We start from the raw sequence: 22,236 nt of genomic DNA on the forward strand, positions 1-22,236 counted from the left end.
CAGTCGCCGGCATGAGAGAGCGCCGCATCCTGGTGGTCGAGGACGAACGCACCATCGCCGACTCGATCGCCGTGCGCCTGCGCGCGGAGGGTTTCACGGTGAGTCTGGCCGGCGACGGCCCGGCCGCGGTCGACGCGGCCCGCCGCGAGCCGCCCGACCTGGTGGTGCTCGACGTGATGCTGCCCGGCTTCGACGGCCTCGAGGTGTGCCGGAGGATCCAGGCCGACCGCCCGGTGCCGGTGCTGATGCTCACCGCCCGCGACGACGAGAACGACATGCTCGTCGGCCTCGCGGTCGGCGCCGACGACTACCTCACCAAGCCGTTCTCGATGCGCGAACTCGCCGCACGCGTGCACGCGCTGCTCCGCCGGGTCGATCGGGTCCAATCGGCCGGCCCACAGCCGATCCGGCTCGGCGACCTGGAGATCAACCAGGCCGAGCGCCGCGTCAGCCGGGCCGGCGTCGAGGCACACCTGACCCCGACCGAGTTCGACCTGCTGGTGCACCTGGCCGGCCGGCCCCGCACCGTGCTGCCCCGGGAACGGCTGCTCGCCGACGTCTGGGGTTGGGGCGACGGCGCCGGCACCCGCACCGTCGACAGCCACATCAAGGCACTGCGCCGCAAGCTGGGCGCCGATCTGATCCGCACCGTCCACGGTGTCGGCTACGCGCTGGAGGTACGGCCGTGAAAGACCTGCTGACCCGCGGCCTCGATCTGCTACCCCGGCCGCTCGACCCGGTCCGGTCGATCAAGCTGAAGCTGGCCTTCCTGCTGCTCGCCTCCGCGGCCGCCGGGCTCGCCTACTTCTGGTACGCCATCCGCTGGATCCCCTACATCACCTCCGCGACGGCGCTGCTGGTCGGCCTGCTCACCTCGCAGGTCCTGGCGCACGGGATGACCTCGCCGCTGCGCGAGATGACCGCCGCCGTCCGGGCGATGCGCCGCGGCGACTACAGCCGGCGGGTGCGCGCCACCTCCCGCGACGAGGTCGGCGAGCTGGCCGAGGCGTTCAACCAGATGGCCGCCGACCTGGCCGCTGCCGACCGGCAGCGACGCGAGCTGATCGCCAACGTGTCGCACGAGCTGCGTACCCCCATCACGGCTTTGCAGGGTGTTTTGGAGAACGTCGTCGATGGCGTCGCCGACCCGCATCCCGCCACGATGCGCACCGCGCTGCACCAGACCGAACGGCTCGGACGGCTGGTCGCCGAGTTGCTCGACCTGTCCCGGCTCGACGCCGGGGTGCAGCCGATGCACCCGGTGCTGCTCGACGTCGCCGACTTCCTCGACGAGGTGGCCGGCGAGGCCGCGGTCACCGCGAGCGGCGCCGGGCACGACATCAAGCTGGCGGTGACCCCGCCGGCCACGCCGGTGACCGTGCACGCCGACCCGGCCCGGCTGCACCAGGTGCTGGCCAACCTGCTCGACAACGCGACCCGGCACAGCCCACCCGGCGGCACCGTGTCGATCACCGGCCGGGTCGACGACGACCGGGTGGTGTTCGAGGTGGGCGACGAGGGCCCCGGCATCCCGCCGGCCCAGCGCGAGTCGGTCTTCGACCGCTTCACCCGCGGCGACCGCGCGGTCGGCGGCGGGACAGGCCTGGGCCTGGCGATCGCCCAGTGGGTGGTGCTGCTGCACGGCGGCGCGATCCGGGTCGTCGATCCACCGAACGGGGTCGGCTGCCTGGTCCGGGTGTCGCTGCCGCGGCTCGTCGCCAACCCGACCCCGGCGGCGGTGGCCGCATGACCACGCCGACCGAACCAACCCCGACCGAGGCGACCGCACCGACAGCACCAGCGCCGCGGAGCGCGCCGACCGAACGGACCCCAGAGACCATGCCGACCGAACCGACCCCGCCGACCGCGCCCACCGCGCCCACCGCGGCGGCACCGACGGCCCCGACAACCGCGCCGACCCCGGAGACCATGCCGACCGAACCGACCTCGCCGGCCGCGCCCTCAGCGCAGGCACCGACCGCCGCGACCCCAGCGACTGCTCCGGCCGAACCGACCTCGCCCTCAGCGCAGGCACCGACCGCCGCGACCTCAGCGACTGCCCCGACCGAACCGACCTCGCCGACTGCGAAGGCACCGACCCCGGCGACCGGACCGGCCCGGCCGGCCGCAACGACCCCGCCACCGGCGAAAGCCGTCCCGGTGCTGAAGGCACCTCCGCCGCCGCCGAAGGCGCCGACCTGGGCTTGGCCTGGTCCCAACCGGGTGCCTGGCCGCGCGCTGCTGGTTGCCCTCCTGCTCGCGGCGGCGATCAGTGCCACCGCCATCCCCCTCGACCGGGCCGGCATCGGTTGGCTGATCGGGTCGACCGCAAGCATCGTTGCCCTGGCAGTCACGAGAACAAAGGTCTCCTGGCGGCAGGCCGCCTGGGGCGCGGCCACCCTCGCCCTGCTCGGCGTCGGCACCGTCCGCGCCGCGCCCTGGCTGTTCGTCCTCTGTGTGCTCACCGCCGCCGTGACCGGGACGCTCGCGCTGGTCGACCCGCGTACCCTCCGGGCGATCGTGGCGTCCTTCGCGATCCCGCCCGCCGCCGCCGTGCGGGCGCTGCCCTGGGTCCGCGCCGGCGTGCAGCACCGCTCACCGGGCAGCCCCGCCCGAGCGATCGGCGTCGCCTCCGTGTCGCTGATCCTGCTGGTCGTGTTCGGCGCCCTGTTCGCCTCCGCCGACGAGACGTTCGCCGCGGTGCTCGACTGGGCACTGCCGTCGGTCAGCGGCAGCACCGTGTCCCGGGCCGTGCTGTTCTTCCCGCTGCTCTTCGCCGTCCTGGCCGGCGCCGCGTTCACCCTCGCCGGGCCGCCAACGCTGGGCCGGGCCGACCTGCCGACCCGGTTCGCGTTCCGGCGGTCCGACTGGGCGATCCCGGTGGCGCTGCTCGACCTGCTGTTCGCCGCGTTCGTCGCGGTGCAGGGCACGGTCCTGTTCGGCGGCACCCGGCACGTGCTCGACCCGGGCGGCCCGACCTTCGCCAACTACGCGCGCGGCGGCTTCTGGCAACTGCTCGCGGTCACCGGCCTGACCCTGGTGGTCGTCGCGATCGGCGGCCGCTGGGCGCCCCGGGCCAACCGGGCCGACCGGGTCGCGATCCGGGTGCTGCTCGGCGCGCTGGCCCTGCTCACGCTCGTCGTGGTGGCCAGCGCGACCTACCGGATGAACGTCTACGAGCAGGCCTACGGTTTCACCCGGCTGCGCGTGTTCGTCACGGCGGTGGAACTCGGGCTCGGCGCGGTCTTCGTCGCGGTGCTGGTCGCCGGCGTCAAGCTGCGCGGCGGGTGGCTGCCCCGCGGGGTGCTGGCGATCGCGACCGTCGCGCTGCTCGGCCTCGCGGTGCTCAACCCCGACCGGTTCATCGCCGACCGCAACGTCGACCGGTTCGCCGCCACCGGCCGGATCGACCTGCACTACCTCAACACGCTCTCGGCCGACGCCGTGCCGGCGCTCGATCGGCTCGCCGACAACGACCGGGCCTGCGCGCTCTGGCTCGCCGAACTCCGGCTCCGCCGGGAGCACGACGACTGGCGGTCGTTCAACCTGGCCCGCCACCAGGCCCGCGCGCTGCTCGCCGAGCGGCCGGCCGGCTCCTGCGGGGGCTACCGCGGCTAGGTGTGATCGGGGACACTGCCGGCATGACGGAAGGGCGGCGGACCCGGGTGGTGCTGGCCGAGGTCCAGCCGCGGGCGCACGACCACGACCGCACCCGCACCGAGCTCGCCGAGCAGACCCAGGTCGGTGAGGCGCTGGTCCGCGGGCTGGTGCGGGCCCAGCTCGCGCTCGCCCTGCGGCTGTCGCTGGTGGTCGCCACCGGGCTCGGCGGGCTGCCGCTGCTGTTCGCCGTCGCGCCCGAGGTCAGTTCGGCCAGCATCGCCGGCATCGACCTGCCCTGGGTGCTGCTCGGGGTGGCCGCCTACCCGTTCCTGTTCGCCGTCGGCTGGGCCTACGTGCGCCTCGCCGAACGCAACGAGCAGGACTTCGTGGCGGTGGTCCGCCGGCCGGAGCGCTGAGTGGACAACCCCTACGTCGTTCCCGCCATCGTGGCGGTCACCCTGGTGACCGTCGGCATCGGCTTCTACGGCCTCAAGCTGGCCCGCACCACCTCCGACTTCCTGGTCGCGTCCCGGATGGTCAGCCCGACCTGGAACGCGGCCGCGATCGGCGGCGAATACCTGTCGGCGGCCTCGTTCCTCGGGGTGGCCGGCCTGATCCTCAAATACGGCTTCGACGTGCTCTGGTATCCGGTCGGCTTCGCCGCCGGCTATCTCGCGCTGCTGCTCTTCGTCGCCGCGCCGTTGCGCCGCTCGGGCGCGTTCACTCTGCCCGACTTCTGCGAGCTGCGGCTCGGCTCGCGCCGGCTGCGCAAGCTGGCGACCGCGTTCGTCGTGTTCATCGGCTGGCTCTACCTGGTGCCGCAACTCCAGGGCGCCGGGCTGACCCTGACCACGGTCACCGGCCAGCCCTACGCGCTCGGTGCCCTGCTCGTCGGTGCCGTGGTCACGATCAACGTCGCGCTCGGCGGCATGCGGGCGATCACCTTCGTGCAGGCGTTCCAATACTGGCTCAAGCTGACCGCGCTGCTGGTGCCCGCGATCTTCCTGCTGCTGCACTGGCAGGCCGACGGGCGCCCGGCGGTCGCCGCCCCGGACGGGCCGGTCTTCCACAGCGCCACCACCGTCGTGGTCGAGCAACGCGCGACGCTGACCCTTTCCGACGGGTCCACGATGGAGGTGCGCCCCGGCGAGCGGCTCTCCTTCGACGCCGGCGAGCAGGTGCCCCGCGTCTCCACCGTCGACGACACCCGCGGGCCCGACTGGCTGCTGCCCGGCGACAGCGACCAGGGCCTGTTCGAGACCTACTCGCTGATCCTGGCGACCTTCCTCGGCACCATGGGTTTACCCCACGTGCTGGTGCGCTTCTATACCAACCCAGACGGCAACGCGGCCAGGCGTACGACATTGGTGGTGCTCGGTCTGGTCGGGCTCTTCTATCTGTTGCCCACCCTCTATGGCGTGCTGGGCCGGGTCTACACGCCACAACTGCTGATGACCGGGCGCACCGATGCCGTCGTCGTGCTGCTGCCCGGCGCCGCCCTCGGCGGCGGACCGGCCGGCCAACTGCTCGCCGCACTGGTGGTGGCCGGCGCGTTCGCCGCGTTCCTGTCCAGCTCGTCGGGGCTGCTCACCAGCGTCGCGGGCGTGCTCTCCACCGACGTGATCGGCCGCGGCTCGGTGCGCGACTTCCGGCTCGCCACGATCTTCGCCGGGGTCGCGCCGATCGTGCTGTCGCTGACCGTCGAGAGCCTCGACGTATCCCAGGTGGTCGGTCTGGCGTTCGCGGTCGCCGCGTCGAGTTTCTGCCCGTTGCTCGTGCTCGGCATCTGGTGGCGCGGGCTGACCGCGCGCGGCGCCGCGGCCGGTGTGCTGGCCGGTGGTGGCGCGGCCGGGTCGGCGGTGCTGCTGACCGTGCTCGGCCCGCCGCTGTCGGGCTGGCCGGCGGCGCTGGTCAGTCAGCCGGCGGCGTGGACGGTGCCGCTCGCGTTCGCGGTCATGGTCGCCGTGTCGCTGGCCAGCCGCAAACGGATCCCCGCCGACGTCGGCGCGGTGATGCTCCGCCTGCACGCGCCGGAAAGCGTGCTCGCCAGCCCCACACGACGGTGACCCGGGCCGATACCGTCAAGGGGTGGAAACGACGACGGTGAAGGACGATCGGTTCGCCCTGGTGCTGCGCGGGTTGGCGAAGAGCTTCGACGGCAAGGTCGCGGTCGGTGGGGTCAACCTCGACGTGCCGGCCGGCTCGTTCTACGGCCTGCTCGGGCCCAACGGCGCCGGCAAGACGACCACGCTGTCGATGGCGGTCGGGCTGCTGCGCCCCGACCACGGGCAGGCGTGGGTGCTCGGGCACGACGTCTGGGCCGACCCGATCGCGGCCAAGCGGCTCTTCGGCGTGCTGCCCGACGGGGTGCGGCTGTTCGACCGGCTCAGCGGCGCCGAGTTGCTGGCCTACCACGGCCTGCTGCGCGGCATGGAGCCCGCGGTGGTCGACCAGCGCGCCCAGGAACTGCTCGACGTGCTCGCGCTCGCCGACGCCGGCAACACCCTCGTCGTCGACTACTCGGCCGGCATGAAGAAGAAGATCGGGCTGGCCTGCGCACTGCTGCACGCGCCACGGCTGCTGGTCCTCGACGAGCCGTTCGAAGCCGTCGACCCGGTCGCGGGCGCGCTGATCCGCGACATCCTCCAGCGCTACGTGGTCGGTGGCGGCACGGTGATCTTCTCCAGTCACGTGATGGAGGTCGTCGAGCGGCTGTGCAGCCACGTCGCGATCCTCGCCGGCGGCGCGATCAAGCAGGTCGGCCGGCTCGACGAGGTGCGCGGCGACCGCAGCCTCGAAGAGGTGTTCGTCGAGGTCGTCGGCGGGCGCACGGCGACCGGTCAGGAGCTGTCGTGGCTCTGACCACCGCCGTGGCCAGCACGCCGCGGCCGGTGACCGCGCGCCACTTCGCCAAGCTCAAGCTCCGCATCACCGGCAACAGCTTCCGTGGCCGGCCGTGGCGGGTCGCGCTGTTCGCGGTCGGCATCGTGATCGGCCTCTGCTACGCGGCGGCCGGTTTCCTGCTCAGCGCGCTGCCCGGAATCGCCGGCTCGGCCGACGCCGCGCTGCTGGTGGCCGCCGGTGGCGGCGGCGTGGTCGCGCTGGCCTGGACCCTGCTGCCGCTGGTGTTCTTCGGCGTCGACGAGACGATCGACCCGTCCCGCTTCGCGCTGCTGCCGTTGCCGCGCCGCACGCTGGTGACCGGGCTGCTGACCGCCGCCCTGATCGGCGTGCCGGCGGCGGCCACGCTGATCGCGACCGCCGGCCTGGTGCTGTCCGCGGGGGCGCTCAGCGGCGTGGCCGCCGCGCTCGTCGAGGCCGTCGGCGTCGTTCTCGGCCTGGTCTTCTGCGTCGCGGTGAGCCGGGCGGTGACCAGCGCGTTCGCCAACCTGCTGCGCTCCCGGCGGACCCGCGACCTGGCCGCCGTGCTGCTCGCCGTCACCGCCGCGCTGATCGGTCCCCTCCAGGTCGTGCTCAACCGGGCGACCACCGACACCGACTGGCGGCGGTTCCTGCCGGCGGCTGAGATCGCCGGTTGGACGCCGTTCGGTGCGCCCTACACCGCCGGCTTCGAGGTGGCGTCCGGCCGCTGGTGGGCGGCCCTGCTGAAGATCGTGATCAGCGTGGTCGCGATCGTCGTGCTGATGTGGTGGTGGTCGCGCACGCTCGAGTCGGCGATGGTCGGCACGGTCAGCGCCGGGCCGGCCGCCAAGCAGGTCCGCGCCGGCGCGCCGGTCGCGCAACTCTTCCCGGGCGTGCTGTGGTGGGCCCGGCGCGGCCCGCTCGGCGCCGTCCTCGCCCGCGAGGTGCGTTACTGGTGGCGCGACGCCCGCCGCCGGGCCAACCTGATCACCTTCGCGGTCGCCGCACTGTTCGTCTCGGCGATGGTCAACTTCGGCAGCGCCATCTGGGGTACGGAACCCGCCAGCGACGTGCAGGCGTCCACCGTCAGCTTCACGCTCTCGATGATCTTCGTAGGCACGCTGGGTGCGGTCACCCTGGCCAACCAGTTCGGCTACGACGGCACCGCCTACGCCGCTGACGTGGTCGCCGGTGTGCCCGGCCGGGTCCAGATCGCCGGGCGCGCGGGCGCGTTCTCCATCTACGTACTCCCGTTGGTGGTCTTGATCGCCGTGCTCGTCGGGCTGCTCGTCGGCGAGCCGGGCTGGATCCCGCTCGGGCTGGGCACCCTGATCGCGACGTTCGGCTGCGGCCTGGCCCTCAACTCGCTGCTGTCGGTGGTCGGCGCCTACGCGCTGCCGGAGACGTCCAACCCGTTCGCCCTCAACACCGGAGCGGGCCTGGCCCGCGGCCTGTTGAGCACGGTCGCGATCCTGGCCACCGTCGTGCTCGCGGCGCCGATGCTGATCGCCACGCTGCTCGCCGGCGACCTCTGGCTCTGGCTCGCGCTGCCGATCGGCCTGCTCTACGGCCTCGGCGCGGCAAGGCTCGGCAGCGTGGTGGCCGGCGACGTGCTCGACCGGCGGATGCCCGAACTGCTCCTGACGATCACCCCCCGGCGATGATGGTGTGGTGAACCCGATCGAGCCCGGCGCGCAGATCCACGGCACCGACCCCTTCGCCACGCCGGAGCAGGCCCGCTCGCCGATCAGGCGGTTCCGTGGCCGGCTGGCGTCGCCGGTGACGCTGTGGACGGCACCCGGGCCGGCGGGTTTCACCGTCTCGAGCACCCTGGTTGTCGACGGCGACCCGGGCCGGCTGATCGGGATCCTCGACGACGAGTCCGACCTGTGGGAAGCGGTGTCCGCGGCAGGCCGGTTCGCGGTCGCACCGCTCACCACCGCACACCGCCAACTCGCCGATCGCTTCGCCGGGCTGATGCCCGCGCCCGGCGGCCTGTTCCGCAGCGGGGAGTGGACGGAGACGCCGTTCGGCCCGGTGCCCGCCGACGCGGGTGCGTGGGCCGGCTGCCGCCTCGACAGCGCCCGGGAGTTCGGCTGGGGCCTGCTGGTCGAGGCCACCATCGAGCACGTGGAGATCGTCGGCGACGCGCCGCCACTGATCCACTATCGCGGCCGATATCTCGCCGACTGACGGCGCAACCCGCGCCGGGGGTCAACGGTGTCCTCTCCGGAAACGGGGAGGCAGCCTATGGAGACAGTTGTGCGGGTGGCTAAGCCCGGGGTGAGCGCATCGTTCGACGAGTTCTACGCCGCGAACGTCCACCGCCTGATGCTCCAGTTGTACGCGTACACCGCCGACGTCGGCGCGGCGCAGGACGCGGTCCAGGAGGCCTTCACCCGTGCCTGGGCCCGCTGGGACCGGGTTGCCGACTACGACGAGCCGGCCGCCTGGGTCCGGCGGGTCGCGTTGAACGTTGCCAACAACCGCTGGCGCCGGGTCCGCGCGGCCCGGGCGCACGCCGGCTACCACCGCGAGGAGGTGGTGGCCGAGCCGAGCCCGGACCGGGTCGCGCTGGCCCGTGCGCTGCGCTCGCTGCCGGAGAAGCATCGCCGGGCCATCGTGCTGTTCCACATCGCCGACCTCGCGATCGCCGAGATCGCCGCGCAGGAGGGCGTCGCCGAAGGCACGGTCAAGGCCTGGCTGCACCGCGGCCGGACCGCACTCGCCACATTGCTGACCGAAGACGAGGAGGGGCACCATGACTGACCAGCAACTCGACGAACTGTTCGCGCGATTCCGTGCTGGCCCACCACTGGCCGCTCCGGCCGGCGCTCACGCTGCCCGGCTGGTCTCCCGGCGCCGCCGGCGGTCGCAGACGGTGGCGGCTGGCGTGCTGACCGCCGTCGCGGTTGGCCTGCCGTCGGTGGGCCTCGCGGCCGGCGTGTTCGACCGTCCGCCGGTGAAAGACGGTGCGCTGATCCCCAGCGCCGCCCCGATGACCGACGTCACCGGGCCGGGCGCCGCCCTGCCGGCCGTGGCGATGCTGCGGGAGAGCGATCTGCCAGCCGGCTACCGCCACCTGGTTCCCCAGGTCAGCGAGGACCCGCAGGCGGGCATCGGAGGTCGCTGCTTCGGCCGCGAACCGCTCGGGAACGCCCGGCGCGTTGCGCAGTTCATGCGTGGCGACCACGAGTTTCTGCAGCAGGTCGTCACCCGGATGGACTCGGCAGCCGCGGCCCAGGACTGGCTTGACGCCCTGCCAGACGTGCTCCGCGGCGACTGCGTCCCGTCACGAATCACGGTGGCCGACAGCGGCTTCGCCGGTGCGGGCTCGCTCCTGATCCAGGCCAGGTCCGACATCGGCGAGCCCGGCTTCTATCTCCTCGTCCGGCAGGGCCCTCTGATCACCCTTATCTCACAGCAGGACCAGACCGACCCCGCCGCGCTGGTCGAGCTCGGCCGGGTCGCCGCCGACCGGCTCTGCGCGGGCACCTCGAGCTGTTAGAGATTGGCGCCGTTCAACGGCGTGACCCGCGTCACTGGGCGCAGCCACCTGTCCGTTCGGCGCAGGTGGCTGCGCCGCCCGCATTGGGGGTTCCAGGCCGGCCGCGCCCTTCTTACGGTGCGCGTGTTCAGCCCCTGTCCCACAAACGCCCCTGCGAAGGGTGGTGACCACATGAGTACCGAGGCGACTGACGCCGTCCCCACGGAATCCCCCGAGGACCGGTATCTAGCCGTGCAGAGCTCCCCGGAGTTCGCCGCACTGCGCAAAGCCGTTCGCGGCTTCGTGTTCCCGATGACCGTGGCCTTCTTCGTCTGGTACGCGCTCTACGTGATCCTTTCCGCGTACGCGCGTGGCTTCATGGACACCCGAATCGGCGGTAGCCACATCAACGTGGCGCTGATCTTCGGTCTGCTCCAGTTCGTGTCGACGTTCCTCATCGCCTGGCTCTACTCGCGGTACGCCAGCCGCAACATCGATCCGCTCGCCGACCGGATCAAGGACGAGCTGGGGGAGGTGCCCGGTGGAGAGTCACCTCGCGGCTGAGGCCACGACGGGTGGGAACACCGCCCGTACCATCACGATCGTCCTGTTCCTGATCTTCGTCGCCGCCACGCTGGCGATCACGGTCTGGGCCAGCCGGCAGACCAAGACGGCAACCGACTTCTACGCCGGCGGCCGCTCGTTCTCGGGCTTCCAGAACGGCCTGGCCATCGGCGGCGACTACATGTCGGCGGCGTCGTTCCTCGGCATCGCCGGGATCATCGCGCTCAACGGCTACGACGGCTTCCTGTATTCGATCGGGTTCCTGGTCGCCTGGCTGGTGGCGCTGCTGCTGGTCGCCGAGCTGCTGCGCAACTCGGGCCGCTACACGATGGCCGACGTGCTCGCGTTCCGGATGCGGCAGAAGCCGGTCCGCACCGCGGCGGCGGTCTCCACGATCACCGTGTCGATCTTCTACTTGCTGGCCCAGATGGTGGGCGCCGGCGCGCTGGTCGCGCTGCTGCTCGGCATCCGGCCCGGCACGACGTTCATGGGCATGGACGCCGGCGCGGCGAAAATCGCGACCATCATCATGGTCGGCGCGCTGATGATCATCTACGTGACCGTGGGCGGCATGAAGGGCACCACCTACGTCCAGATCGTCAAGGCCGTGCTGCTGATGACCGGTGCCCTGGTGATGACGATCCTGGTGCTGTCGGTCTTCCACTTCAACCTGTCGTCGCTGCTCGGCGACGCGGCGTCGTCGTCCGGCAAGGGTGAGGCGTTCCTCGAACCCGGGCTGCGCTACGGCGTGGAAGTGGCCGGCAACGCGACGCAGACCTTCTACAACAAGATGGACCTGCTCTCGCTGGGCATCGCCCTGGTGCTCGGCACCGCCGGCCTTCCGCACATCCTGATCAGGTTCTACACCGTGCCGACGGCCCGGGCGGCCCGCAAGAGCGTGCTCTGGGCGATCGGCATCATCGGCGTCTTCTACCTGTTCACGCTGGCCCTGGGCTTCGGTGCCGCGGCGCTGGTCGGCAGCAAGGCGATCACCGCACAGGACAAGGCCGGCAACACCGCGGCGCCACAGCTCGCACAGGAGCTGGGTCGCCGGTTCCTCGGCGGCGAGACCGGCGGCGCGACCCTGCTGGCGATCATCGCGGCGGTGGCGTTCGCGACCATTCTCGCCGTGGTCGCCGGCCTCACGCTGGCGTCGTCGTCGAGCCTCGCGCACGACTTCTACGCCAATGTGGTCAAGGACGGCCAGGCGTCTGAGCGGCAGGAGGTCAACGTCGCCCGGATCTCCGCGCTGGTGATCGGTGCGATCGCGATCCTGTTGTCGATCTTCGCGCAGAACCTCAACGTGGCCTTCCTGGTCGCGCTGGCGTTCGCGGTGGCCGCGTCCGGCAACCTGCCGGCGATCCTTTACAGCCTGTTCTGGAAGCGGTTCAACACATCCGGTGCGACCTGGGCGATCTACGGTGGTCTGATCTCCGCCGTGGTGCTGGTGTTCTTCTCGCCGGTCGTCTCCGGGTCCGCGACCGCGATGTTCTCGAAGTCGGACTGGCAGTGGTTCCCGCTGTCCAACCCGGGTCTGATCTCGATCCCGTTCGGCTTCTTCTGCGGCTGGCTCGGCACGATCCTGTCCAAGGAGCGCGACGACGCCAAGTACGCGGAACTCGAGGTCCGCTCCCTGACCGGCTCGGGCGCCCACTAGATAGAAACCCACGCTGGTCGCGCGAGGCCCCGGCGGCGGCACACCGCCGGGGCCCGCGCTCAGCCCTTGGGCAGCCCGGGGCGGGTGGGTGATCCGCTCGATCGGTAGTGTGGAGCACATGGTGGTTGCCCAACGTTTCGGAGCCGGTCATCGCGTCCTTGTGACAGGAGGCGCCGGTTTCGTCCCGTCCCACCTCATCGACGCCCTTATCGCCCGTAGTTGCACGGTCGTCGCGGTCGACAACTTCGTCACCGGGTCGAAGGAAAACGTCACCCACCTCATCGACAACCCGCTGTTCGCGCTGGTCGAGGCCGATGTCGCCGACGGGCTGCCGACACACCACCCGGCCCTCGCCGATCGCTTCGACGCGATCCTGCACATGGCGTCGCCGGCCAGCCCCAAAGACTTCACGACGCTGCCGATCGAGATCCTCCGGGTCGGTTCGATCGCCACGCTGCACCTGCTCGACCGCGCGGTCAACGACGGCGCCCGGTTCCTGATGGCCTCCACCTCCGAGGCCTACGGCGACCCGCTGGTTCACCCGCAGGTGGAGACCTACTGGGGCAACGTCAACCCGGTCGGCATCCGCAGCGTCTACGACGAGGCCAAGCGCTTCTCCGAGGCGTCCACGATGGCCTACCACCGCTACCGCGGGCTCGACAGCGCGATCGTGCGCATCTTCAACACCTACGGCCCGCGGATGCGCCCCGACGACGGCCGGGCGATCCCGACCTTCATCGCGCAGGCGCTGCGTGGCGAGCCGATCACCGTGCACGGCAACGGTGAGCAGACCCGGTCGATCTGCTACGTCGACGACCTGGTCCGCGGCATCCTGCTGCTACTCGACTCGACCGAGGCCGGCCCGATCAACTGCGGCGACGAGCACGAGATGTCCATGCGCGACCTGGCCGAGACGATCGTGCGGCTGACCGGCAGCTCATCGACGGTGACCTTCACGTCACGCACCGCCGACGACCCGGAGATGCGCCGGCCCGACCTGACGCTGGCCCGCACCAGGCTCGGCTTCGAGCCGGTCACCCCGTTCGAAGACGGCCTGCGCCGCACCATTGACGACTTCCGGCGCCGCGCGATCTAGGGTCGGTCTGGCAAATCCCCAGGTCAACCGAGAATTTTTAGCTACCAACTTCGTGCCGTGCCGGCGTTGATAGTGAGTCATGCCCAGGTTTGCTTCGTACCCTGAGTGACATGTCTGCGACCACGTCCTCGTCCGGTGGCACCCGCGGGCGCGCTTCGGTGTCGGGCGCGCCGACCGGCACCCGCATCAGCGGTCGGGCACAGGTCCCCGGCGCGCGCAGCGAGCCGGGCCGCGCCCGTCCCGGTGGCCCCGGCGGTCCCGGTGGCCCGCGTGGGCCGCGGCGGCCCGGCGCTCCCTACCGCAAGGGCCCCCAGCCCAAATGGGGCCGGATCGCCCTGGTCGCGGTCGCCGGCCTGGCCCTGCTCGGCCTGCTCGGCGCGGCCGGCACGTGGATCTACGTGCGGGCGCTCAACGGCAACATCGGTCGCACCGACCCGTTCTCGGAGATCACCGGCGGGCGACCGGCCAAGACGGCCAGCGGCGCGCTCAACATCCTGATGGTCGGCACCGACTCCCGCGACCCCGACGCCGAGCTCGACAAGGCCGGCAAGTGGCGGGCCGACACGATCATCGTGATGCACATACCGGCGTCGCAGGACCAGGCCTACCTCGTCTCCATACCCCGTGACCTCTACGTCCCGGTGCCCGAGTCGGCGAAGGCCGACTGCTCCAACGCCGAGCGCCACAAGGTCAACGCCTCGTTCGCCTTCGGCGGGCTGCCGCTGGCCGTACGCACGGTGGAGTGCTTCACCGACGTCCGGATGGACCACGTCATGGCGATCGACTTCGCCGGCTTCAAAGAGGTCACCGACGCCCTCGGCGGCGTCGACCTCAACGTCGAGCGCACGATCAAGTCGATCCACAAGCCCTTCCGCACCTTCCAGAAGGGTCTCAACCACATGAACGGCGACGAGGCCCTCGACTGGATCCGCCAGCGCAAGCAGTTCCCCGACGGCGACTTCGCCCGGATGCGCCACCAGCAGGACTTCCTCCGCGCGCTGATGGACAAGGCGGCGAGCACCGGCACGCTCACCAACCCCGCCAAGCTCAACAGCTTCCTCAAGGCGGTCACCAACGCGGTCACCGTCGACCAGGGCTTCTCGCTGGTCGACATGGCCCTCCAGTTCCGCAGCCTGCGGGGCGACAACCTGAAGTTCGTCACCAGCCCGTTCAGCGGCTCGCAGACGATCAACGGCGAGTCGGTGGTGGTGTCCGACAAGACCAAGGCGCTGGCGATGTACAAGGCGATGGCCGACGACAAGATGGCCGACTGGATGGCGGCGAACAAGAAATAGCTCAGCAGTCACTCTGACCCCGATCCGGACTAACCGCGACGCTGGCTCAGACCCGAAATATCCGACTTAAGCTGACGTCAGATCATGGCGGCGGGGAGTCGGGAGGGGCCATTCCCAGCTCGGGGCGCAATCAGGGGAAGCGACCGCCCGCACCGAAGGGTGCGGGGGCCGCCACTCCACGCCGGAGTCGGCCGCGCTGGGCCAAGATCTTCATCGTGGTCGGCATCGCCCTGGCCGTGCTGGCCGGCGTCAGCCTCGGCGGGGTGAAGTTCCTGACCACCCGCCTCGACCACGCGCTGCACAAGGCCAACCTGCTCGACAACGGCGCGCGTACCGGTGACGCCCATCTCAAAGGGCCGCTCAACTATCTGCTGATCGGCTCGGACGCGCGGGTCGCCAATCCCTCGATGGGCCATCGCGCCGACTCGATCGTGATCGTCAACATCCCGGCCGGGCTCGACCGCGCCTATTTGATCTCGATACCCCGGGACCTCCGGGTCACCATCCCACCCTGGCCGGCAACTGGTTACAAGGGTGGCCAGGACAAGATCAATGCCGCCTTCGAGTACGGCCTGGCCGACGGCGCCAAACTGCTCTCCGCCACGGTCACCAACTTCACCGGGGTGCGCTTCGACGGGGCGGCCATCGTCGACTTCAACGGCTTCAAGCAGGTGGTCGACCTGCTCAACGGCGTCGACGTCTGCGTCGACCGGCAGATCACCTCGATTCACACCGGCCACGTCTTCACCGTCGGTTGCTACTCGATGAACGGAGCGGAGGCGCTCGACTACGCCCGGCAGCGCTACGGGCTCCCCCGCGGCGACTACGACCGGCAGCGCCACCAGCAGCAGATCCTCAAAGGCATCGCGCAGAAGCTGACCGACCCGAGCGTGCTGGCCAACCCACTCAAGCTCGACCAGACCGTGCGGGCGATCGGCGCCACGATGACCGTCGACACGAACGGCGTACCCATTAATGATCTGGTCCTCGCATTGCGCAACATGCGGGCCCAAAACGTCAACGGCATCCGGATTCCATCGGTCGGCGCCCGGGTCGACGGGACCGCCTACAACGTCACCATCCCCGAGGCAGACGGCCTGTTCAAGGCCATCCGGGAGGGCGACGTCACGGGATGGGCGGCCGCCAACCCCAAGTGGGTCCTGCGCATCTAGTCTTAGCAGCGTGTGGAAACCGCAACCGGTTCCGTGGGTGAGCGCCGACGAGGTGCCCGACGATGCCTATCTGCTCGACGTCCGCGAAGACGACGAGTGGACGGCCGGGCACGCGCCAGGCGCGCACCACCTGCCGATGATGGAAATTCCGGCCCGGCTGGCCGAAGTGCCGACCGACGCCGAGGTCGTGGTCGTCTGCCGGATGGGCGGGCGCTCGTCGCAGGTCGTGACCTACCTGGCCAAGCAGGGCTGGGACAACGTGCGCAACCTTGACGGCGGCATGGAAGCCTGGCAGTCCGCCGGCCGCCCGATGGTCAGCGAAGACGGCCAACCGGCCCGCGTCGTCTGAGCCACCCGTGGGCGAGTCGCCGTTGATCTTCGCGCACCGCGGCTCCTCCGCGGTGCTGCCGGAGCACACGCTTCCGGCCTACCTGAAAGCCCTCGAAGAGGGAGCCGACGGCGTCGAGTGCGACGTCCGGCTCACCCGCGACGGGCACCTGGTGTGCGTGCACGACCGCAGGCTCGACCGCACCAGCAACGGCAAGGGCCGGGTCAGCCGGCACACGCTGGCCGAACTCGACGCCCTCGACTTCGGCAACTGGGCCGACCGGTCCGGCACCGACGAGCCGGCCGACCCCGACCGGGCCCGGCTGCTCACCCTCGACCGCCTGCTCGGTGCCGTCCGCGACGCCGGGCGCGAGGTGCAGGTGCTGATCGAGACCAAGCACCCGACACACCACGGCGGCGATGTCGAGCGCGCGCTGGCCGCCCTGCTCAAGCGCTACGGCCTGGAGCAGCCGCGGGACAGCGAGCGGGTGGCGGTGACGGTGATGTCGTTCTCCGCGTTGGCCGTCCGCCGGATGCGCGAGTTGGCGCCCGGCCTGCCCACCGCGCTGCTGATGGAGCTGCTCCCCTCGGCCGTCCGCGGCACCCTGCCGTTCGGCGCCCGGATCGCCGGCCCCGGCATCCACCTGGTCAAGGCCCGCCCCCGGCTGGTCCGCACCCTCCAGGCCGCCGGCAACCGGGTCTACGTCTGGACCGCCAACGAGCCCGACGAGATCGACTTCCTGGTCGACCTCGGCGTCGACGGCATCATCACCGACCGTCCGGCGTTCGTCCTCAAACACATCGGCCGCTGAATCGCCCCTTTTCTCCGGGCGGCGGGTTGTGCACACTCGGGAACATGCCCGCGCGCCCGGACTACCCGACCTTCATCGCCGGCCACGCCGAGGTGATCGAGCGGATCAACGCCGGTGACGCCGGCCTGCCCACTCTCGACATCCTGCTGCGGGTCGCGCAGGAGGCGCTCGGCGCGGTCGGCATGCTCTTCGCCGAATACGGCACGTCCGGCGGCCGGATCGTCGCCGCGACCGGTGCGGCCGAGTGGGCGCTGGGCCGCCCGATCGAGACCGAGTCGCCGATCGCGATGCGGATGCTCACCGGCCTGCCCACCCAGGTGCTCACCCTCGACCGGCTGGAGGGCAAGTTCCCGCACCAGGCGACCGGCCGCGGCCTGCACACGATGCTCGCCACCCGGCTCTCGCTGCGCGGCATGGTGATCGGCAGCCTGCACGCCTTCTACCCGAGCGTCGACGACCTGCCGACCATCGAGCACCACACCCTGATCGAGTTCGTCGGCACCAACCTCGCCCACATGTATGGCCACCAGGCCGGCCTCCCCGTGCACGGCGACGGTCCGGTGGTGGCCGCGCTCACCGACGGCCTCGCGATCATCGACTTCGACCGCAAGGTGCGGCTCTGGAACCCGGCCGCCGAGCAGGTCACCGGCCTCAGCCAGGCCGACGTGCTCAACGCCACCCTGCCGTTCCCCATCCCGGTGCTCGACCAGACCCTCGACCACCGCCTCGCCGACGGCCGCTGGCTCAAGATCACCGCGAGCGAGCTCACCGGCACCGTCGACTCGATCGTCGTCACCTTCCGCGACATCAGCGACCAGCACCGCCGCGAGGGCGACCGCGACCTGTTCGTCGCCCTGACCAGCCACGAGCTGCGCACCCCGGTCACCGTGATCAAGGGTTACGCCGACACCCTCAACAGCCATTGGGACGAGCTTCCGGAGTACGAGCGGCGGCACGCCGCCGACGTGATCGGCCAGCGCGCTGGCGAGCTGGCCCGGCTGGTCGACCGGCTGCTCTCCTCGGCCGACGAAGCCGGCCCGGCGGCCAGCTCCCCGCCCGCACCGTTCGACCTGGTCGAGGCGCTCCGGCTGGCCGAACGCGACCTGCCCACCGCGCTGCGCCGCCGGCTGCTCGTCCGGTTGCCGGTCGACCTGCCCAAGGCGGTCGGCGACCGGAGCACCGTCACCACGATCCTGACCGAGCTGGTCACCAACGCCGACAAATACAGCGGCGACGGCTCATCCATCGAGCTGACCGCGCAGAGTGACGAGCGCACAGTCGTCTTTCGAGTTTCCGACCGGGGCATCGGGGTACGACCCGAACATGTGGAGCGCGCGTTCGACCGTTTCTGGCAAGCCGAATCGGGTGACCGGCGGCGCTATCCAGGGGCCGGATTAGGGCTTTACCTGGTACGAAGGGTCATAGAGCGACAGAACGGATGGGTGTCGCTCCGGCCACGGGACGGCGGCGGCACGGTCGCGGAGGTCCGGCTACCCCGCGGCTGAGCCCAGTAGCGGTGCGTAGCGATGGATCGGGAGGCTGGGAGTGACAACAGCAGTGGCCGAACGATCCTGGCACGTGGTCGTGCCACACCACGCCCGCGGCGCCCGCGCCGCGCGCCACCAGCTGACGACCGAGCTCGCCGGCACGGTGCCTTCCGCTTTGCTCGATGACGTGGTCGCGGTAACTGGCGAGTTGGTCGGCAACGCGGTCCGGCACGCCCGCCCCCTGCCCGGCGGCGTGATCCGGGTGGCCTGGAGCCTCACCCCGGGTGGGGTGGTCGAGGTGCGGGTCACCGACGGCGGCGGCACCGGCCACGTCCGGCCGCGGTCGCGGCCCGCCGGCCCGGAGGCGCTCAACGGCCGCGGGCTGCACATCGTCGGCACGCTCGCCGACCGCTGGGGCGTCGAACACGACGGCCAGGGCCAGATCGTCTGGGCCGAGCTCGGGGAGCACTCCCACTCCCTGGCGTGAAACGCCACCCCGCAACGGGCCGGATGCCCGGCGGTGGCAATAGGCTGTCTCCCCATGAGCAAGAAGCGCCGGATCAACAGCGACGGAACCCCCAAGCGCGAGAAGCGCCCCGACATGTTCTCGGCGCGGCCGTTCGAGGGCTTCGCCGACGAGGTCGAGTGGATCGCGCTGCGTGAGCTGGTCCCGGCCGCTTCCGCGCCGCTGACTCTCAACCCGCAGATGGTGGCCGAGTTCGGCGACCGGCCGGTCACCCTCGCCACCGTGCTGCCGATGGCCTGGCCCGCGATGACCAAGCCCGACGGCCGGGTCTTCGTCGGCCTCCAGCGCCACGTGCAGTCCGGCGACGTCTCCCGCGACCTGGCGGTCGCGCTGGTCCGCGCGCTCCAGACCACCCCCGGCAGCCCGGTCTCGGTGCCGGCGCACGCGGGCCACGGCCCGCGCCTGCAAGACCTGATCGTCGACGGCCCGCTCGAGATCACCCTGCACGACGGCTTCGAGTTCTGGCTCGACGACGAGCCCGGCGACGACCCCAACGTCAAGGCGTCGCTCGAACGAGCGAACGCCTCGATCTACCCGACCGTCCGCCTCGCCGCGGCGAAGGCGGCCTACTGGTGCCGGGTCCCCGACCGCGGCCACGTGCGTTGGGTCCTCCCTGATGAGGAAGACGCGGCACTGGGCGCCCTGGCCCGCCTGTCCGCCAGCGGCGACCTGCTGCTCGGCGAGGGCACCAAGTTCGCCGGCATGTTCCGGGCACACGGCCGCCTGGTTCCGGTCTGGGACATCCCCCGCGACCCGGAGCCGGCGGAGTGGGAGGCGCCCGTCGCGGCGTTCGCCAAGCGCTACGCCGACGCCCTCGCCGACCCGACCCCGCTCGACTCGGCCGCCCGCCGCTCCCGCCAGGGCCTGGTCGGCCGCCAACTGACCCTGCGCTAACTCCCGCGCGTAGGCGCCCGAGCACGCCGACGGTTCCGCCGCGCGGACGGGCCGCTGTTGGCTGCGGTTTTACTTCTGCCCCTCGGCGCGGTCCGTCCTGTGGACGGGTCGGCAACGGCCAGGACGGGTAGGTCTTCCGGCGCGTACATGTTTTGTTATGTGCCTACATAACAAAACATGTACGGCTGAACAGACGGCGCGGCCCGGCCACGACACGCCGCTCTTTCGACACGCGGGCGAGTGGGGTCGCGCGGGGCAGGTGGCTATGCCACCGGGTCGCGGAGGATTGGGCAGGACATGCAGCGCGGGCCGCCGCGGCCGGAGCCGAGCTCGGAGCCGGGGATGCGGATGACCTCGATGCCGGCGCGTTCGAGTTGGGCGTTGGTTTCTACGTTGCGCTCGTAGGCGACGCAGAGCCGCGGGGAGAGCGCCAGGGTGTTGTTGCCGTCGTCCCATTGCTCGCGTTCGGCGGTGACCGGGTCGAGGCCCGTGTCGATGACGCGCAGCATGTCGATGTCCATCGCGTCGGCCGCCGCGCGCAGGAACGGGGCCGGGCCGTCGACCTGTGGCTCGCCGTCGGGGCCGGCGATGACTGTGTAGGCCTGGAGCGAGTCCGCATATTTCGGATACATGATGACGGCGTCGACGTCGACCATCGTCACGATGGTGTCCAGGTGCATGGTCGCCCGCTCCTGGGCGATCGGGACCACCAGGATCGTGTGCGCCAACTCGGCCCCGAAGACCTGGCGGGCCAGGCGTTCCGCGCCGGCCGGGGTGGTTCGCTCCCCTACGCCGATGGCGATCACGCCGTCGGCCAGCAGCAGCACGTCGCCGCCCTCGACGGGCTCGAGCCCCGGGTCGTAGACGAAGCGGGTGCCGACGAACCTTGGGTGGTAGCGGTAGATCGCGTTGGTCAGCGTCGTCTCGCGCCGGCGTGCCGGGGTCGCCAGGCTGGTGACGGCGGCCCGGTCGCGGACCCAGACCGACGAGTCGCGGGTGAAGAGCAGATTGGGCAGCGGGTCGATGACGAACTCGTTGCTCGCCATCAGGGAGTAGACCAGGCCGCCCGGGCGGTCGACGCTCGTACGCAACTCGTCGTGGGCCAGCCCGCCGATCAACACCCCGGCGAGCCCGGACGGGTCGAGGTAGGTGAGGTGGTCGGCGACCCGGCGGCGCAGGGTGTCGCCGAGGCGCGGGTCGTCGACGACGCTGGCGGTGATCTCCGCCCGTGCCTCGGGCACCGAGAGCGTGTCGGCGAGCAACTGAGAGACGTAGAGGACCTCGACGCCACGAGCGCGGAGGGCCGCCGCGAAGGTATCGTGTTCCTCTTGGGCCCGGCCCACCCACGGGATGCCGTCGAAGAGCAGCGAATCGTTGTTTCGGGGGGTCAGACGGGCCAACTCCCGACCAGGCCGATGCAGCAGCACAGTGCCCAGACGGCCGACTTCGCTTCCGACATAGTTCGTCACAAGGCCCGAGCCTAAGCCGTGGTTGTCACCATCCGGGAAAAGAGCCGTACCGTGAATGCGGCATTCATCCCCACTCATTCCGTCGTTGCATCTTGTGGGAGTACCGGTGTGACCACGTACGGTAGTTAGACAGCCAAAGCTCGCCCTTGCCGGAGGCAGCGATGACCGTATTTCCTGCGCGTCGGGCCGTCCCCTTCACCCCTCAACGAGCCCTGCCTAGCGCAGAATCCCCCCAACCAGATCTGCTGGACGCCGTCCGTCCCCGCCCGATGGACTGGGCCCGCCGCCGGCGGGCCGAGCGCGACGCCCGCCGCATCGAAGCTGCTGGCGCCCGTGCTCTCAACCGCATCGAACACCTCGGCCCGTCGTGGCACGTGGTGGAATGGCCCCGCACCGACTCGTTCGACGCGCTGTTCACCGGCGCTGACGACCAGGCCGGGTTCCTGGTGATCGGGCCGAGCGGCCTGTTCGCCGTGACGATCGCCGACCACGGCCGCGCCCGGGTGATGGTCGCCGGTGACGTGGTGCAGATCAGCGGGAAGCGCCCGCCCTACGTGTCCGAGGCACGCCGCGACGCCAAGCGTGCGGCCAAGGCACTCAGCGGCGCCGTCGGCCACACGATTCCGGTGACACCGGTGCTGACTTTCGTCGGTTCTGGCGTCATCAGCGTCTACGGGCTGCCGAAAGACTGTCTCGTAGCGACCCACCGCGAGCTCGACCGCCTGCTCGTCGCCGGCGGCGACCGGATCAGCTCGGCAACCGCCGAGAAGCTGTCCCACGTCGCCAGCCAGCCGAGCACGTGGCTCAACGTCGCGCACAGCGGCGGCTACCGGTGGTATGAGGGCAGCACGACCGCCTCGACTAAACTGGCCACTCGCCGTTGACCGCGCCGCTACAACCTTCTGAAGCACTGGCCGACCGGAGGGTCGTCGGCACGCGAAACACCGGTTAGCGTAACGGTGGGGCAACTGCCGGCGATGCACAGGAG

Annotated in this window: 22 protein-coding genes; 21 read left to right on the forward strand and 1 reads right to left on the reverse strand. The window is 71.2% G+C overall.

Annotated elements, in window-relative coordinates; genetic code table 11:
• Window positions 1–11 precede the first annotated feature (11 nt).
• The 20 genes from DFJ67_RS11050 (at window position 12) to DFJ67_RS11145 (ending at window position 19,779) form a co-directional block, all read left to right on the forward strand.
• A complete protein-coding gene (locus DFJ67_RS11050) occupies window positions 12–689 on the forward strand; it encodes a response regulator transcription factor (RefSeq protein ID WP_116067801.1) in 678 nt (225 codons plus the stop codon).
• The gene (locus DFJ67_RS11055; protein WP_116067802.1) at window positions 686–1,750 is read left to right on the forward strand and encodes a sensor histidine kinase; all 1,065 of its coding nucleotides are present in this window, start codon (window positions 686–688) and stop codon (window positions 1,748–1,750) included. The genes DFJ67_RS11050 and DFJ67_RS11055 overlap by 4 nt, the downstream gene beginning before the upstream one ends.
• Window positions 1,747–3,618, forward strand: a complete 1,872-nt coding sequence (locus DFJ67_RS11060) for a DUF4153 domain-containing protein (protein WP_116067803.1) — start codon at window positions 1,747–1,749, stop codon at window positions 3,616–3,618. Before DFJ67_RS11055 ends, DFJ67_RS11060 begins: the two co-directional genes overlap by 4 nt.
• 23 nt (window positions 3,619–3,641) lie before the next feature.
• Window positions 3,642–4,016 (forward strand): DUF485 domain-containing protein, encoded by a 375-nt coding sequence (locus tag DFJ67_RS11065; protein WP_116067804.1) that lies wholly within the window; start codon window positions 3,642–3,644, stop codon window positions 4,014–4,016.
• Window positions 4,017–5,666 (forward strand): sodium/solute symporter, encoded by a 1,650-nt coding sequence (locus DFJ67_RS11070; RefSeq protein ID WP_116067805.1) that lies wholly within the window; start codon window positions 4,017–4,019, stop codon window positions 5,664–5,666.
• Window positions 5,667–5,703: 37 nt separating this feature from the next.
• Window positions 5,704–6,462 (forward strand): ABC transporter ATP-binding protein, encoded by a 759-nt coding sequence (locus DFJ67_RS11075; RefSeq protein WP_116076027.1) that lies wholly within the window; start codon window positions 5,704–5,706, stop codon window positions 6,460–6,462.
• The gene (locus DFJ67_RS11080) at window positions 6,453–8,126 is read left to right on the forward strand and encodes an ABC transporter permease (protein ID WP_116067806.1); all 1,674 of its coding nucleotides are present in this window, start codon (window positions 6,453–6,455) and stop codon (window positions 8,124–8,126) included. Before DFJ67_RS11075 ends, DFJ67_RS11080 begins: the two co-directional genes overlap by 10 nt.
• A 4-nt stretch (window positions 8,127–8,130) precedes the next feature.
• Window positions 8,131–8,655, forward strand: a complete 525-nt coding sequence (locus DFJ67_RS11085; protein WP_308442488.1) for a flavin reductase family protein — start codon at window positions 8,131–8,133, stop codon at window positions 8,653–8,655.
• Between the two features lie 57 nt (window positions 8,656–8,712).
• A complete protein-coding gene (locus DFJ67_RS11090) occupies window positions 8,713–9,231 on the forward strand; it encodes an RNA polymerase sigma factor (protein WP_116067807.1) in 519 nt (172 codons plus the stop codon).
• Window positions 9,224–9,970 carry a hypothetical protein gene (locus tag DFJ67_RS11095; protein WP_116067808.1) on the forward strand — a complete coding sequence of 249 codons (747 nt, stop codon included), beginning with the start codon at window positions 9,224–9,226 and terminating at the stop codon, window positions 9,968–9,970. Before DFJ67_RS11090 ends, DFJ67_RS11095 begins: the two co-directional genes overlap by 8 nt.
• Window positions 9,971–10,141: 171 nt before the next feature.
• Window positions 10,142–10,513, forward strand: a complete 372-nt coding sequence (locus tag DFJ67_RS11100; protein ID WP_116067809.1) for a DUF485 domain-containing protein — start codon at window positions 10,142–10,144, stop codon at window positions 10,511–10,513.
• Complete coding sequence (locus DFJ67_RS11105) at window positions 10,491–12,170, forward strand: monocarboxylic acid transporter (RefSeq protein ID WP_116067810.1); 1,680 nt, start codon at window positions 10,491–10,493, stop codon at window positions 12,168–12,170. Before DFJ67_RS11100 ends, DFJ67_RS11105 begins: the two co-directional genes overlap by 23 nt.
• A 118-nt stretch (window positions 12,171–12,288) precedes the next feature.
• Window positions 12,289–13,266, forward strand: a complete 978-nt coding sequence (locus tag DFJ67_RS11110) for an NAD-dependent epimerase/dehydratase family protein (protein WP_116067811.1) — start codon at window positions 12,289–12,291, stop codon at window positions 13,264–13,266.
• Window positions 13,267–13,376: 110 nt separating this feature from the next.
• Window positions 13,377–14,561 (forward strand): LCP family protein, encoded by a 1,185-nt coding sequence (locus DFJ67_RS11115; RefSeq protein WP_116067812.1) that lies wholly within the window; start codon window positions 13,377–13,379, stop codon window positions 14,559–14,561.
• Window positions 14,562–14,776: 215 nt separating this feature from the next.
• Entirely contained in the window at window positions 14,777–15,733 is a 957-nt protein-coding gene (locus DFJ67_RS11120) for an LCP family protein (RefSeq protein WP_239097042.1), read from the forward strand.
• A 10-nt stretch (window positions 15,734–15,743) separates the two neighbouring features.
• Window positions 15,744–16,082, forward strand: coding sequence for a rhodanese-like domain-containing protein (locus tag DFJ67_RS11125; RefSeq protein ID WP_116067813.1), 339 nt, complete (start codon window positions 15,744–15,746; stop codon window positions 16,080–16,082).
• Between the two features lie 7 nt (window positions 16,083–16,089).
• The gene (locus DFJ67_RS11130; RefSeq protein ID WP_116067814.1) at window positions 16,090–16,872 is read left to right on the forward strand and encodes a glycerophosphodiester phosphodiesterase; all 783 of its coding nucleotides are present in this window, start codon (window positions 16,090–16,092) and stop codon (window positions 16,870–16,872) included.
• 44 nt (window positions 16,873–16,916) lie between these two features.
• Complete coding sequence (locus DFJ67_RS11135) at window positions 16,917–18,377, forward strand: sensor histidine kinase (protein ID WP_116067815.1); 1,461 nt, start codon at window positions 16,917–16,919, stop codon at window positions 18,375–18,377.
• A gap of 40 nt (window positions 18,378–18,417) precedes the next feature.
• A complete protein-coding gene (locus tag DFJ67_RS11140; RefSeq protein ID WP_116067816.1) occupies window positions 18,418–18,846 on the forward strand; it encodes an ATP-binding protein in 429 nt (142 codons plus the stop codon).
• A gap of 54 nt (window positions 18,847–18,900) precedes the next feature.
• Entirely contained in the window at window positions 18,901–19,779 is an 879-nt protein-coding gene (locus DFJ67_RS11145) for a DUF5926 family protein (protein ID WP_116067817.1), read from the forward strand.
• 263 nt (window positions 19,780–20,042) lie between these two features.
• Here DFJ67_RS11145 and DFJ67_RS11150 read toward each other — a convergent pair whose 3' ends face one another.
• Complete coding sequence (locus tag DFJ67_RS11150) at window positions 20,043–21,248, reverse strand: arginine deiminase (protein WP_239097043.1); 1,206 nt, start codon at window positions 21,246–21,248, stop codon at window positions 20,043–20,045.
• A 161-nt stretch (window positions 21,249–21,409) separates the two neighbouring features.
• On the opposite strand from DFJ67_RS11150, the gene DFJ67_RS11155 reads away from it, so the two are divergent.
• The gene (locus DFJ67_RS11155; protein ID WP_116067819.1) at window positions 21,410–22,132 is read left to right on the forward strand and encodes a hypothetical protein; all 723 of its coding nucleotides are present in this window, start codon (window positions 21,410–21,412) and stop codon (window positions 22,130–22,132) included.
• Window positions 22,133–22,236: the final 104 nt, after the last annotated feature.

It is taken from the genome of Asanoa ferruginea, assembly GCF_003387075.1.
Lineage (GTDB): Bacteria > Actinomycetota > Actinomycetes > Mycobacteriales > Micromonosporaceae > Asanoa > Asanoa ferruginea.

Excerpts from the sequence above, each read along its gene's own strand:
- DFJ67_RS11050 (WP_116067801.1), top strand. The coding sequence starts at position 12 with ATGAGAGAGCGCCGCATCCTGGTGGTCGAGGACGAACGCACCATCGCC.
- DFJ67_RS11060 (WP_116067803.1), top strand. The coding sequence starts at position 1,747 with ATGACCACGCCGACCGAACCAACCCCGACCGAGGCGACCGCACCGACA.
- DFJ67_RS11065 (WP_116067804.1), top strand. The coding sequence starts at position 3,642 with ATGACGGAAGGGCGGCGGACCCGGGTGGTGCTGGCCGAGGTCCAGCCG.
- DFJ67_RS11090 (WP_116067807.1), top strand. The coding sequence starts at position 8,713 with ATGGAGACAGTTGTGCGGGTGGCTAAGCCCGGGGTGAGCGCATCGTTC.
- DFJ67_RS11095 (WP_116067808.1), top strand. The coding sequence starts at position 9,224 with ATGACTGACCAGCAACTCGACGAACTGTTCGCGCGATTCCGTGCTGGC.
- DFJ67_RS11100 (WP_116067809.1), top strand. The coding sequence starts at position 10,142 with ATGAGTACCGAGGCGACTGACGCCGTCCCCACGGAATCCCCCGAGGAC.
- DFJ67_RS11110 (WP_116067811.1), top strand. The coding sequence starts at position 12,289 with ATGGTGGTTGCCCAACGTTTCGGAGCCGGTCATCGCGTCCTTGTGACA.
- DFJ67_RS11115 (WP_116067812.1), top strand. The coding sequence starts at position 13,377 with ATGTCTGCGACCACGTCCTCGTCCGGTGGCACCCGCGGGCGCGCTTCG.
- DFJ67_RS11135 (WP_116067815.1), top strand. The coding sequence starts at position 16,917 with ATGCCCGCGCGCCCGGACTACCCGACCTTCATCGCCGGCCACGCCGAG.
- DFJ67_RS11145 (WP_116067817.1), top strand. The coding sequence starts at position 18,901 with ATGAGCAAGAAGCGCCGGATCAACAGCGACGGAACCCCCAAGCGCGAG.
- DFJ67_RS11155 (WP_116067819.1), top strand. The coding sequence starts at position 21,410 with ATGACCGTATTTCCTGCGCGTCGGGCCGTCCCCTTCACCCCTCAACGA.